The 13,650-nt window shown below is 52.4% G+C and carries 12 protein-coding genes and 1 pseudogene; 9 read left to right on the forward strand and 4 right to left on the reverse strand.

Translation table 11 applies throughout. From position 1 onward, the window contains the following. Window positions 1-279: 279 nt before the first annotated feature. Both AC2FI8_RS24165 and AC2FI8_RS24170 read right to left on the reverse strand, forming a co-directional pair. The gene (locus tag AC2FI8_RS24165) at window positions 280-1,347 is read right to left on the reverse strand and encodes a ParB/RepB/Spo0J family partition protein (RefSeq protein ID WP_496781209.1); all 1,068 of its coding nucleotides are present in this window, start codon (window positions 1,345-1,347) and stop codon (window positions 280-282) included. Further along, entirely contained in the window at window positions 1,340-2,725 is a 1,386-nt protein-coding gene (locus AC2FI8_RS24170) for an AAA family ATPase (RefSeq protein WP_496727466.1), read from the reverse strand. Before AC2FI8_RS24170 ends, AC2FI8_RS24165 begins: the two co-directional genes overlap by 8 nt. Before the next feature lie 579 nt (window positions 2,726-3,304). Between AC2FI8_RS24170 and AC2FI8_RS24175 the strand changes: the two genes are divergently transcribed. The 3 genes and pseudogenes from AC2FI8_RS24175 to AC2FI8_RS24185 form a co-directional block, all read left to right on the forward strand. After that, complete coding sequence (locus AC2FI8_RS24175) at window positions 3,305-4,564, forward strand: replication initiation protein (RefSeq protein WP_496781210.1); 1,260 nt, start codon at window positions 3,305-3,307, stop codon at window positions 4,562-4,564. A gap of 443 nt (window positions 4,565-5,007) precedes the next feature. Beyond that, window positions 5,008-5,688 (forward strand): IS6 family transposase, encoded by a 681-nt coding sequence (locus AC2FI8_RS24180; RefSeq protein ID WP_496781211.1) that lies wholly within the window; start codon window positions 5,008-5,010, stop codon window positions 5,686-5,688. A 57-nt stretch (window positions 5,689-5,745) separates the two neighbouring features. Beyond that, a pseudogene (locus tag AC2FI8_RS24185) lies at window positions 5,746-6,408 on the forward strand (IS6 family transposase); the annotation flags it as partial. 218 nt (window positions 6,409-6,626) lie between these two features. On the opposite strand, the gene AC2FI8_RS24190 reads toward AC2FI8_RS24185, so the two are convergent. Further along, entirely contained in the window at window positions 6,627-7,340 is a 714-nt protein-coding gene (locus AC2FI8_RS24190) for a GntR family transcriptional regulator (RefSeq protein ID WP_496781212.1), read from the reverse strand. A 230-nt stretch (window positions 7,341-7,570) separates the two neighbouring features. On the opposite strand from AC2FI8_RS24190, the gene AC2FI8_RS24195 reads away from it, so the two are divergent. The 6 genes from AC2FI8_RS24195 to AC2FI8_RS24220 all read left to right on the forward strand — a co-directional run bounded on the left by AC2FI8_RS24195 (window position 7,571) and on the right by AC2FI8_RS24220 (window position 12,904). Next, window positions 7,571-8,758 (forward strand): ABC transporter substrate-binding protein, encoded by a 1,188-nt coding sequence (locus tag AC2FI8_RS24195; RefSeq protein ID WP_496727462.1) that lies wholly within the window; start codon window positions 7,571-7,573, stop codon window positions 8,756-8,758. Window positions 8,759-8,853: 95 nt separating this feature from the next. After that, a complete protein-coding gene (locus AC2FI8_RS24200; protein ID WP_496781213.1) occupies window positions 8,854-9,723 on the forward strand; it encodes a branched-chain amino acid ABC transporter permease in 870 nt (289 codons plus the stop codon). Window positions 9,724-9,742: 19 nt separating this feature from the next. Beyond that, window positions 9,743-10,714 (forward strand): branched-chain amino acid ABC transporter permease, encoded by a 972-nt coding sequence (locus AC2FI8_RS24205; RefSeq protein WP_496781215.1) that lies wholly within the window; start codon window positions 9,743-9,745, stop codon window positions 10,712-10,714. Continuing rightward, a complete protein-coding gene (locus tag AC2FI8_RS24210; protein WP_496727461.1) occupies window positions 10,711-11,493 on the forward strand; it encodes an ABC transporter ATP-binding protein in 783 nt (260 codons plus the stop codon). The genes AC2FI8_RS24205 and AC2FI8_RS24210 overlap by 4 nt, the downstream gene beginning before the upstream one ends. A 3-nt stretch (window positions 11,494-11,496) precedes the next feature. After that, entirely contained in the window at window positions 11,497-12,219 is a 723-nt protein-coding gene (locus AC2FI8_RS24215) for an ABC transporter ATP-binding protein (protein ID WP_496742081.1), read from the forward strand. A 7-nt stretch (window positions 12,220-12,226) separates the two neighbouring features. Further along, complete coding sequence (locus tag AC2FI8_RS24220; RefSeq protein ID WP_496727459.1) at window positions 12,227-12,904, forward strand: aspartate/glutamate racemase family protein; 678 nt, start codon at window positions 12,227-12,229, stop codon at window positions 12,902-12,904. A gap of 260 nt (window positions 12,905-13,164) precedes the next feature. Here the strand turns inward: AC2FI8_RS24220 and AC2FI8_RS24225 are convergent. Then, on the reverse strand, window positions 13,165-13,650 hold a 486-nt coding region (locus AC2FI8_RS24225), incomplete at its 5' end, for an IS6 family transposase (RefSeq protein ID WP_496781214.1).

Genomic DNA, 13,650 nt, shown 5'->3' on the forward strand with positions numbered 1-13,650 from the left:
GCTCCTGTCAAGTTCTAGTGCGCGCTACCAGAAATGCACTCGACCTGACAGGTAGGGACAAAGTTTGCGACAGAACCATAGATCCTCCAGTAGACCGTCGCTTCTGGCTGTTCCAAAAGTTTGCGAAACATTTAAGATAATCGGGCGGAAATACCGTAATGCTCTTTATTAGCCCATTACGCGCACTATGGCAAAGCCTGGAAAATTGCACAGTTTTCGCAGTATTGATCAGGCCAATAGATGCCAACAAAGAACCATATCGACGGTTTAGCTACCAGACTAACTTAGTTGGCGCGCGATCTGTTCTACCAGTTCTTGAGCAACCTCCTCTGACACTCCCCGCAACCGTACTCGAATGCGAACTTCATCTGGTGACAGCTCGGCCTGTACTGCCCCCCCTCCAGCTAACTTGACCGGCGTCAACGGCTTGACTAGCTGCGGACGCCCTCCACGGGCTTTCTCGGCAGTAGGTGAAGGAGACGAATTCATTGCACCTTCCAGAGCATCCCATTCGGTTTTTGGATCGATAACTTCGGCTTCAGCAAGAGCTTGACGAAGTTTGCTCTGGGCACCCCCTCTCAGCGCCGACGCGAGTTTCAAACCCGCTTTTTCCGAAATCGCCACAGGATGCTGCAGTAAGTCGCCGAGCGCCTCGTGGATCATCGCAAAGCTTCGAACTTTCGATCTCTTGGCTTTGGAGGCGGTCGCAAATAGTACGTCGACTGCAGCCTCAGTCGACTCGAATATTCCCTGTCCAACAGCCAGAACTGCGATGCGTCCACGCTCATATGGGCTAAGATTTAGTCGGAGTTCATTTTCCTCAACCATCGACACGTAAGCCCCCTGCCCCGAACCGGCATCCCTCACGAAGGCTGGAATGGTTGCAAACCGATCATCAGTTTTGGACAAACGTCTAAATGCGTCTAAGCGCCTGAACCCCGAGATAAGACCAAAGCCGTCGCCTACACGAGTGACTTCAATGGGTGTGCGCAGCCCGTTAGACCGCAAAGACTCCAGAAGTTCCGCCATGGCCTCTTCGTCTTCGACCATTCGATCTCGACGAATATATTCGGCATCGATCAATTCCAAAGGCAGTATTTCAGCCACCAACCCGGCATCCTGAGCGTCTCGCCAGCGTGCGGCGTCGCTTTGATCTTTCGCTAACTCGACACGGTCCGTCACAGTTGTCATTCCGCTTAGGGACGCAGCTTCAGCCGCCACCTGAGCAATTGGTGGTGTGGACGACGAACCCTCAAATGGATTCAACGAAGGTTTCGCGGCGAAACCCACCTCCAACTCTTCCAACTCCGCTGTATTTGGAACAGCAAGCCTTCTACGTTTAGCCATTCGAATCTCCTCCCAATTGGGCATCGCGCCACCAGCAACCTATTAGAACTTCTTTGAATTCCGCGTAGGTACGATCAAAAGTTTCACGTCCACGGACATAGGTTTCGCGGTTAAAATCCCGGTAGTCAGCCTCATAAATACCGTTCACTTGTTCACCCGCCTGCCCGACCAAAGCAGTGAAATCCTGTCGGTAAGCGTTCATGAAGTCGCCAAAGTACGCTTGGATCACGTTCGCCATATCTGTCTGTTGGCTGGCATCAAATCGGGTAATGATTGCCCGAACGACATCCCATTCGAACTTCAACTCTGGCAATCCGGCTGCTCGTTGGGCGGTGTTTTCCCCATCTTCAATACTTGCGAACGTCGTATAGAGCATGTCAAAGAACCGGCCGGTTGAATCAAACTCCAGGAACGAAGCTCCGAGCGGTACCAAAAGGATGTCAGCCGCGGCCAAAGCGTTGATTGTTAGGTACCCAAGTGCAGGAGGTGTATCAATGAAGACGACGTCATAATCGTTGAGAACACCCTCATTCTCGAGGAAATTGGTGAGGCCATCCCACAATGGCCAACTTCTTAATCCCATACGCCACACTGGAATCTGGAACTCTGCCCAATACAAATTCAGCTGGGCACCAATAAGGTCAATATTGGGCCAATGGGTTTTCTGAATAACATCGGTTGGAGTTGTATTTAACGCCTCTTGCAGTGTCTCATCCAAAGGGATTTCGGCCTGCCCGCCGACCTGCCTGACGCGGTTTTCTTCTTGAACAGCCCTTGCGTAATCTTTGGCTATCAGCGGAAATACTGTTTGCCATTCGTCCGCAACTGTTCCGCCAAGAATTGACGTCATTGATCCCTGGCTATCCAAATCAATTACAAGAACTTTGTACCCATCCAATGCCGCAGACATAGCGAGGTGAGCCGCAGTTGAAGTTTTGCCAACCCCCCCTTTGAAATTTGCTACCGATACAACTTTCGCAGGCAGGCCCTCCGGGCGATATGGCAAGTATTCTTTGGTGCTGACACCTTCTGCCGCAAAGTGTTTTCGAAGGATTAAAACCTCTTCAAGAGTAAACCACTTTGACCCCGCTTCTCCTTCTCCTTGAGGAAGCTCTGCATTAGCTTTGAGAACGCGCCTTAGGTGAGCGGGCGCTACAGGAATAAGGTACTTTGTGATTTCCCAGATAGAGAAACGACGTAACCGTTTTTCACCGTCGGGCGCATAGCCTCTCCGGGCTAAATCTTCGCGTCCTTTTGCACAGAACGCGGCGGCTTTTGCGAATCGCGAAGTTCCAATAGGATCTGGCAACTTCGCCGCTGCGCTTTCTGGATCGAGGTTAAGATAAGGGGGCAGGGGAGGTTGGTTAGTCTTATTCACTGTCGATACCTCAGGTAATGTTCGCCTTGTCAGCGTATATGGTGGAATGTAGCGAACATTTGGGTGAGAGGCTATCCTTCCTTTTCGTTTTTTCCACAGAAGTTGAGGCGACCACCAGGTTTCGCAGCGAAACTCAAAGAAATAACGAAAAAGAACGCAACAAATCGTTTAGTTTATTTGTAATATTTAGAATCTTTGCGATGATAAAAATGTTTATAATCAAGTCGTTAATCGACATTGGGTATCCGTTTACAGGGTGTAGGGGACCCTAATACGGGATCATAGGTACCCAAACACAGGTTCTGTAGTGTCAAGTTACGGTAAATAGGGGGCCGATTCTCAGGATGGTGCAATTCAGGGCGGAAAAGGCTCTAATACAAGGTTCAAGGAACGAGATTATCCTTGTTCTTTGCTTCGATGGAATCCCATTTCGGGTGTTTCTGTGGATAACCTCAGGGCCGCGTCCAATAGGTACCCGTTCACGGGATAAAGCTAATCCTGTATTTGGGCACCCAAATAAGATTGCAACTCAGGTACCTATTGTGCAAACAATAGGGAAACGAGCAGCCAGGCAGAATCATGCCGGATACACAAGTTGACATGGACAATCTCTCAGGCGCGTTACGCCGTGAGACAGTAAAAAAGAACGTCGCCGCGATTCACATCAGTGGCAAGCTGTCGTTATTGCAACGCAAGCTGTCGAACGTATTATTGTTGAATGCCTATGATGCTTTAACGTCTGCACCGACCCATACAATTGATGCCAGAACATTGGCGATGATGGTTGGGTATAATTCAAACGACTTTGACACTCTGCGTGCAAGCTTGCGGGCTCTGGCTGAAACGGTCGCCGAATGGGATATGCTGGACGAACAGGGGCGCCAAGAATGGGGTGTCTCATCTTTGTTGAGTTTTGCCAAACTGAAGAATGGTATCTGTGAATACGCATATTCTCCGGCGTTGGCGCAAAAACTCTATGATCCAAAGATTTACGCGTTAATAAATGTCCAGATTCAAAGAAATTTTAGTTCAGGGCACGGCTTGGCGCTTTATGAAAACTGCTATCGATTTGTCCGGACCGGGTCGACGGGTTGGTGGGCGCTGGACGTCTTTAGAAAGCTAATGGGAGTCGACGGGAGCGAGTACTATGGCAGCTTCAAGCACCTAAATGCCAAGATCATCAAGCCCGCCGTCGCCGAAGTTAACAAAAGCTCTGATATTCTCATTGAGCCGGAGTTCCAAAAAAAGGGACGTACAGTTACAGATATTCGGTTCCTGATAAAGGGCAACCCGCAGAAAGCGATGTTTGAGATTGACGATGAAGATGGCGTTCGCAATCTGACAATCTACAAGACGCTGCGCCAGCAAGGTGTGTCTGACAGGTTGGCGCGACAATGGATTTCTGAACATGGCGAAGACTATGTTCGGGAAAAGCTCGAATATGCCAAGGGCAGGGATGGTGTAAAGTCTACTCTTGGTTTTCTGTCTGCTGCCTTGCGGGACAACTATCAAGTGCCAGAAACGAAAACTTCGATGGTGCCAGACCCATCAGCGGGTGAAGCTGCAAAACGCAGGATTGCCGAACAAGAGCAGCAGGACAAGGAATACGAAGTAAGGACTGCAGAGCGAACCGAACGTGCGCGGCGATTGGCAATTGTTGAGGATCTGGTTTCGCGGCGAAACCCAACGCAGCGCGATGCGGATAAGCGGCTTTTTCTGTCGGGCCTTGATAATGACCTCGACCGAGAACATTTCAGAGCTCATGGATGGCGATCAGGGCTGAATGCCACCAAGATCTTTGAATTCTGGGAGGAGCTCGAACCAGACGTATTCACATGAGAGGGTTTCTAATTGCATGTATCCAAGGGTACCGCTTGTTAAAAGCAGAAATCGAAGTCCATCAAGTACTACATGGTGCGCATTCTGCGTAAATTCTGCGCATTGAGGTTGCTTTCCTTTTGAGTGGTATGAGTGTTTGTACTTGTGTCGCAAACTTTCTCGGGGCTGTTAAAAATTAGGAAATTGTTCTGTTTACATTCAGCTTGAAGCCGAACTGATGGCCGAAACTGAGCGACTAGAGGCCAATTTTTCCCTGTGTTGATCCTCATTCGCGTACTCACATGTCGCCTATCGGGAAAATATTCTGCTCGCAAAATCTTTGCGACAGAACCACATGATCTCGTTAAAGGGCTGTCATTGGTTCTGTTGCAATCTTTTGACTATTGACGCGCTTGAATGCAGACGGTGAATGATAGCCGGTGTATTCAGTCGAGAACCTGTTCATGATTTCATTCAAAGGTGCGCAATATCCGAAGGACGTGATCCTGTTCGCCGTGTTCTTTTATGTTCGATACGGCGTGTCCTACCGTGATCTGGAGGAGATCATGCGAGAGCGAGGCGTTTCGGTGGATCACACCACACTGAACCGCTGGGTAACAAGATATTCCGGCGCGATAGCTGAGGCTGCGCGGCGACGAAAAAGATCCTGCGACCGTTCTTGGAGAATGGACGAGACTTACATCAAGGTGAAAGGTGCGTGGGTTTACCTCTATCGAGCTGTCGACAAGCACGGCAAGACGCTTGACTTCATGCTTTCGCAGCGTCGAAACAAACCCGCCGCCACCAAATTCTTCGCCCGGATGCTGGAGGTCAACGGCCTTCCGAGAAAGATTGTCATCGACAAAAGCGGAGCTAACACGTCTGGCATCAAGGCCATAAACAAGATGCTGAAAGGCTTTGGTTGCCCGATTCCCATTGAAATGGTCAGGCGGAAATACTTGAATAATATTGTGGAACAAGATCACCGTTTCATCAAAAGGCGAACCCGCCCGATGCTGGGATTCAAAGCCTTCGCATCAGCGGCGGCAACGTTGGCCGGAATTGAAGTGGCGCACATGATCCGCAAAGGTCAAATCACGCCCGGACTCTGTCCCTTTCGCCAGTTCGCTGAGCTCGCCTCTTAAACCCACTGCCGCAGCGCGATATTGTAATCCAACCAAAACTTCGCAACACAACCCTGTCATTTCCCCAAGGATGCAGTTTCGTACGTTGTTTACTTCTATCTGCGGCACACGGTGTCCAATCGTGACTTGTAAGAGATCATGGCTGAGCGCGGTGGGCGGGTTGATCATGCCACATTGAATAGGTGGGTTGTGAATTACTCGCTGATCGTCGCAGCTCGTTCGCAGTCAAAGAAGCGTCCAACACTGAGTTCATGGCGTATGGATGAGACCTATATTCGAGTTCGCGGCAAATGGATGTACCTCTATCGGGCAGTCGACAAAGCTGGGAATACCCTTGATTTCATGCTGCCTGAGCGCAGGAACCGTCCAGCAGCCGCCAGGTTCTTTGCCAAAGCGCTGTCTTCAAATGGAATCCCGAGCAAGATCGTCATCGACAAAAGTGGCGCCAGCGCAGCGGGCATTCGAGAGGTGAACAAAATCCTCAATCGGTTTGGCTGCTCAGCCAAAATCCAAACGGTCAGGTCCAAGTATCTGAATAACCTGATCGAACAAGATCATCGATTTATCAAGCGTCGCGTCCGGCACGTGTGTGGGTTCAAATCGTTCAGATCCGCCTCGGCTACACTGGACGGCATCGAAGTCGCCAACATGATCCGGAAGCGGCAATTCCCCAGCAATACGACGTCTGGCTTCCAGCTATTCGCCGAGATCGCAGGATAGGTGTATCCAGTAAGTCGCTGACTTTGGCCGCTCCAAATATTTGCGACACATCCTTCGGCACTATATCTCTCGTTAACAAACCCGAACCAACACCAGCCCTTTGAGATTCGCAGCGTAACTTGTGCAACGGAGATATGACTACTTGCTAGCCAATAATAGATGATTTGCGCGACCATTAGCGAAGCCTAAAAATCCTGCGGTACGACCCAAAATGTAAGTTACCTCCGCCCGCTTAGTATCTTCGCCAAATCAGGTTCTGTCTTTTGGGTTTGTTCGAGATCCAGCGAATTCTGAACATGAAGAATATGGTGACGTATGGCGTCTTCGGCCGCCTGCGGTTGGCCATCTGCAATCGCGTCAATGATCGAAGTATGTTCGTCATCCGGGCAGGTGGCATTGCGGTTCGATCCGAACAGGGCAACGATCAGTGAAGTGCGGGTGACCAACTCTCGCAGAACGCGGGTCAGAACCGAGTTCTTGTGACATCGCGCCAGTTCGACGTGAAAGGCACCTGAAAGACGGATCATTTCCGTCCTGTCATCATCATTCCGTGCAATCTCTTCTTTCTCGACATGCGCACGTAGGGCTTGAACGCCCTCGTTACTGATACCGCGCGCCAATTCTCGCACGATACCAGTTTCAATCATCAGACGGGCAACAAAGACCTCGCGGGCCTCATCGGCGCTGGGGCAGGCAACATAGGCCCCTCGATTGGAGTGCAGATCGACGATCCCCTGGCTACTAAGCAGCAACAGCGCGCGGCGCACGCGCATTCTACCGACGCCGAACGTCTCACACAAAGCCAGTTCGCTAAGCTTGGTTCTGGGTGCCAGTTTCTGCTCCATCACCGCAGAATAGATCCGATCAACGATCATTTGTTCATCAGGATCAGTTCGCAGGGTGCTTAGCTTGTCTTCAGATTCGTCCGTCATCTCGTTTCATTCCGGTGGGGTTGGCCTGAATTTTGTTAATAGCTGCAAGGTTTTCTTCTTACAATATATCGGTGCTTTGTTGACAATATCAATGTTTCTCCAAACATAAAGTGTTGACAGAAATTGTTAACAATACAGAACTTGATGCGTTCACCGGGATTCGACCGATGACACAGTCTATTTTTGCAAGCGCCCGAAAGAGGCGCGGAGACCTCAGTAGGGAGGAAACAATGAAACGCAGAACTCTGATGAAATCATCGGCTGCTTTGGCGCTGGCCGCATCCGTGCTTGGATCGGCCGCCTGGGCCGAAAACCCCGTCCTTAAGATAGGCTTTGTTGGCGTGACCTCTGGTCCGGCGGCGGCCTGGGGCATTTCCAATCAGCGCTCGATGGAAGCGCGCGCTGAATGGATCAATGAGTCTGGTGGTTACAAAATCGGTGACACCACCTACGATATCGAAATCGTTTCGTTTGACGATCAGAAAGACCCCAAACGCGCCATTGCCGGCATGGAAAAAATGGCGCAGGAAGGTATCCACTATGTGGTCGGCCCCAACGTGGATGACGGTGCCGCAGCGGTGCGTCCGGTCGCCGAAGCCCAAGGGATCATGTATTTCCCTTATGCCTTCCCGAAAGAGCTGTACTCGGCCCCCGCATCGAATGCCGTTCTGGGTATGGTTGCGAATTATCAATCCGGTCCCGCGATCTATGAATACCTCAAGGATGAAAAGGGCGTGAAATCTGTTGCTTTCGTGGCTGCGAACGAATCCGATCCGCTGAGCCAGCGGGATGGAGGTATCGAGGCTGCCAAGGCGTTGGGGCTTGAGGTTGTTTCCGACAATGTGACCTATCAGGTGGACACCACCGATTTCACGCCGGTGCTGACCCCGGTCATGCGCACGCAGCCAGACTTGCTGGTCCTGTCCGGCGTTTCCCCGGCCAATGCGCCACAGCTGATCCGTTCGGCGCGCGAGCTCGGGTTCCAGGGTATCATCTCAACCGAAACCGCGCAGGATGCGACGGTTCTGCGCGAGGGGGCAGGGGACTTGGCAAACGGGTTCATTTCGGTTGGCGGTGCGTCAACGCCGGAGATCGCATCGGATGACATGAAAGAATTCGTCAAACGCTATACTGATATGTTCGGCGAATATAACGACGAGTCCAACACTAAAGTCTATGCGCTGGAGTACATTCTGGCGACATTGAATGCGAACCCGGCGGGCATCGAGGACGTTGCGGCGTTCCAGACCACGATGGATACGTTCGAGGCCCCCAACCCGTTCATGAAGGGCGACGCCAAGATGCGGTATGTGGGCACGACGTCGTTCGGACAAAAGCGTCAGATTGCCGTTCCACTGGTCGTCAATGTCTATCAGGACGGCGAGTTTGAAACGCTCTTTGTCGCTGAAGTCGACTGAGGCAATACTCCCAAAACAGGTAAAAGCCTAACAAACCACTCACTCTCCCGGGCTAATAATCAGCCCGGGATACCCGAACCTTTCGCGGGACACTCATGGAACAAATACTAGCAAATGGCATCTATCTGGGCGCGCAATATGCGATGATCGCCCTTGGATTGACACTGATTTTCGCCCTGATGAACGTGCTGAATTTTGCCCATGGGCAAATGTATGTTCTAGGTGGTTTTGTCACCTATACGTTTTACGGACAGCTGGGCTGGCCGTTTGTGCTGGCGCTTTTGGCGTCCTGCGTCACGCTTGCGGTACTTGGCGCATTGATCGAGCGTTTTCTGTTTGCGCCGGTCATACGGCGATCTTCCCGCGAGGAGAGCACGATGCTTCTGGCGGCGGGTTTGGCGTTCTTTTTCGACGCCATCATCTTGTTGGTCTTTGGCGAGAAGCAACGCGGTGTTCCCAAAATCGTTGACGGTGTTTTCAATTGGGATTTCCGATTGATCATGCCCTATGACCGCATCCTGATCTGCGTTCTGGCCATCCTGTCGATCATCTCGTTTATCTTGTTCATGCAGTATTCCAAAACTGGCCGAGCGTTGCGCGCGCTGGCGCAGGATCGGACGGCGGCGCAGTTGATGGGGGTCAACGTCGCCCGGTATTCGATGATCGGGTTCGCCCTTGGCGCCATGCTGGCCGGTCTGGTTGGTGGATTGCTGGTGACGATCACCGGCGTCAATCTTGGGATGGGTGGACCGACCTCGATCAAAGCATTCATGATGGTGATGATCGGTGGTGCGGGTGTGATTTCCGGCGCGATTGCGGGCGGGATCATCCTTGGCTTTCTCGAAGCCATTGGTTTGGCCGTTCTCTCGCAATATGGCGACGTCACCTATCTGCTGATCTTCGTCTCGCTGATGATTTTCCTGGCCATCCGTCCGCAGGGGCTGATGGGCAAACCGTGGGGATAACGCAGTGCCAAAACTCAACATGATCCAATGGGCTGGTGTGGCTATCTTCCTGTTGGCTGTCTTCATCGCAATACCTGGCTTTATCGCGGCATCGGGGCGGTCCGACCTGTATTATACTCTGACCTCGGTGGCGCTCTTGTCTATCGCCAGCGCAGGGGTTTGGCTAACTTTCTATATCGGGCGCATCAATATCGGTCAGGGGGCATTTGCCCTGATCGGGGCCTATGTTTCGGCCGTTTTGGTGACCAAAGCTGGCATGTCTTTTTGGCTGTCGCTGCCGCTGGCGGGGCTGTTCGCCGCCGCAGTGGCGGTTGTGATCGGGGTTCCGATCCTGCGCCTGCGCGGTGTTTATTTTGCCATGATTTCGCTGGTGCTGACGCAGGTGGTCACCCTGACCGCGCTGGCCTTGCCAATCACAAATGGGGCCAAGGGTATTACCTCGATCCCGCTGCCCGGAGGGGTGTCGGCTCTGGGCCTGACCCTGATCCCGGATTTCGCGACGCTGGAGAACCCAAGGCTTGCCTTCTACTATGCTGCCTGCGTGCTAATGGTATTGACCTTCGCCGCCATGTATCGGCTGGTGAATTCGCGGCTTGGCCATCTGTGCCGGTCGATGCAGCAGAACGAGGAGTTGGCCAGTTCGATCGGCGTCAATATCTCGTACATCCGGGTCATCGTGTTCGCGATCTCCTCCTTTTTGGGTGGTATTGGCGGGGCGATGTTCGGCTCAATCGCGCAGTCGGTCTATCCTTCTAGCTTTCAGGTCGCAGACAGCGTGAATTTCATGCTGAATTGTTTCCTGGGCGGGTTGGGATATGTCTTTGGCCCAATGCTGGGCACTTTGGTTCTGTATTTCGGTTGGGACCTGCTGTTTGAATTGGGTCGCTTCCAACTGCTGGCCTATTCCAGCTTGCTGATCATCCTGATGCTGGTGCTGCCCAACGGGCTGCTGAGTCTTCGGTTGCCCGGTAAGAAGGGGGCTGACAAATGAGCCATCTTCTAGAGGTTCGCCATGTCACCAAAAAGTTCGGCGGCCTGACCGCCAACAGCGATATCTCCTTCAACGTCAATGAAAATGAGATCTTGTCGGTGATCGGGCCAAACGGGGCAGGCAAAAGCACGCTGTTCAAGATGATCTCGTCCTTTTTGCCTACAACAACTGGGGAGGTGCTGTTCAAAGGCGAAAGGATTTCGAACCTGAAACCGCATATTGTGGCGCGCAAAGGGGTCGTTCGCACGTTTCAGGAAACAACAATCTTCAAGTCGATGACCGTGCGCGAAAGCATCGTCGTTGCTCAGCATTTGCGGGCCCGCGCCTCATTGGCGGGGTATTTCTGGGGCACCAGGATGGCGCATGAGGATGTCGACAGCTTTGGCCAATATGCCGACGATCTGATCGAATTCCTCGGCATGACCGAGATCGCCAATGAGCAGGCCTCGAACCTGCCACAAGGGAACTTGCGGGCTCTGGGAATTGCCATTGGATTGGCCACTGACCCCAAGGTTCTGCTGTTGGACGAACCCTTTGCCGGGATGAACCATGACGAGACCATGAAAATGGTCAATCTGGTGCGCAAGGTCCGTGATGATCGCGGTGTGACTGTCCTGCTGGTGGAACACGACATGCCTGCGGTGATGAATATATCCGATCGGATTGTGGTGCTGAACTTCGGCGAGATGATCGCCGAAGGCACGCCTGCGGAGATCCAGAACAACGAAAAGGTCATCGAAGCCTACCTGGGCAGTGCGGATGACGAGATCGGGATCTAAGCCATGACAAAGATGTTGGATTTCAAGAATGTCGAGCTCTACTACGATCACGTGTATGCGCTGAAAGGCGTGTCCATCAATCTCGAAAAAGGTGAAACCGTTGCTTTGATCGGGGCCAACGGAGCCGGTAAAAGTTCGATCCTGCGGGCGATCACCGGCTTGGCCAAGGTCAGATCCGGCTCGGTCGAATTTGAGGGTGAACAAATTGACGGTGCCAACCCGGCTGATATCGTTTCCAAAGGCATTGCCATGGTACCGGAAGGGCGTCGCGTCTTTCCATATATGACCGTAAAGGACAACCTGCTGATGGGGGCGTTCACGCGGTCCGACAAGACAGGCATCAAGGAAACGCTCGACTCTGTTCTGGAACGGTTCCCGCGTCTGCGGGAACGTTTTTCTCAATCCGCCGGAACGCTTTCAGGCGGTGAACAACAGATGATGGTGATCGGCCGCGCGTTGATGGCAAAGCCGCGCCTGTTGCTGTTGGATGAACCGTCGCTCGGGATCGCGCCCAAACTGGTGCAGGATATCGCTCGATCAATTGTCGCGATCAATCGCGACGAAGGTGTTTCGGTTCTGCTGGTTGAGCAGAACTCGCGCATGGCGTTGTCGATCTCGCATCGCGCATATGCGCTGACCACAGGAAACGTCGCCATATCGGGAAATTCCAAGGAACTTCTGACCGATCCCCGGATCAAAGCCGCCTATTTGGGCGGAGAAGTGTGAGGACGTTGTGAAACTGCTTGTTGTCAATCCCAACACCACTAGTTCAATGACCCGAAAGATCGAGGCGGCCGCCCGGGCCGTCGCGGATCCTGGTACTGAGATTATTGCCACGAACTCGCAAGATGGCCCGGCCAGCATCCAGGGCTTTCTGGATGTATCCACTTGCGTGCCTGGATTGTTGGACGCTGTAAAAGAACATCCGGATGCCGATGCCATTGTTGTTGCTTGTTTTGATGACACCGGCGTTGATGCCGTACGCTGTATCACATCGGCCCCGGTCATCGGTGTGGGCGAGGCAGCATATCACGCGGCGTCGATGATAAGTCCAAAGTTCAGCGTCATCACGACATTGTCCCGTTCGCTTGCGGGATTGGAGTCGAACCTGTTGCGCTATGGTCTCGACCGCCGCTGTGTCCGGGTTCGCGCATCAGACGTGCCAGTTCTGAAACTTGAGAAAAACGACCCGAACACCGTTGACAAAATCAAGGCCGAGATAAGGGCCGCGATAGATGAAGACAGGGCTGAAGCCATTGTTTTGGGATGTGCTGGGATGACAGACTTGATGTCGCATTTGTCAGAGGAATTTGGGCTGCCGGTGGTTGATGGCGTTGCATGTGCCGTCACCTTTGCGGAGGCGATGGTCAAAGCCAAACTGAAAACGTCGAAGCTGTGTTCTTATGCCTGATCAACACGTTTGGGATCTTGCGTTGTGTCGCGAATATTCGGTGAGCGGGAAATGTACGCTCGCCTGGCACAGATTTCTCACGTCATCAACAAATTGGTAAAGTCCTGGGGCCAGTTCCCATGTCCAGTGAATTGAGAAGATGGCTTGCTGCGTTTCCGTTTTGCTCTCGACAGACCGCATTGTTGGTCAACAGACCACGTCACAGATGGATGTGTCGCAAATATTAGGAACGGCCAAAGTCAGCGACTTACTGGATACACCTATCCTGCGATCTCTGCGAATAGCTGGAAGCCAGACGTCGTATTGCTGGGGAATTGCCGCTTCCGGATCATGTTGGCGACTTCGATGCCGTCCAGTGTAGCCGAGGCGGATCTGAACGATTTGAACCCACACATGTGTCGGACGCGACGCTTGATAAATCGATGATCCTGTTCGATCAGGTTATTCAGATACTTGGACCTGACCGTTTGGATTTTGGCTAGGCAGCCGAGCCGCTTCAGGATCCTGTTCACCTCTCGAATGTCCGCTGCGTTGGCGCCACTTTTGTCGATGACGATCTTGCTCGGGATTCCATTTGAAGACAGCGCTTTGGCGAAGAACCTGGCGGCTGCTGGACGGTTCCTGCGCTCAGACAGCATGAAATCAAGAGTATTCCCAGTTTTGTCGACGGCCCGATAGAGGTACATCCATTTGCCGCGAACTCGAATATAGGTCTCATCCATACGCCATGAACTCAGTGTTGGACG

Source organism: Ruegeria sp. CDSB029, assembly GCF_059611125.1.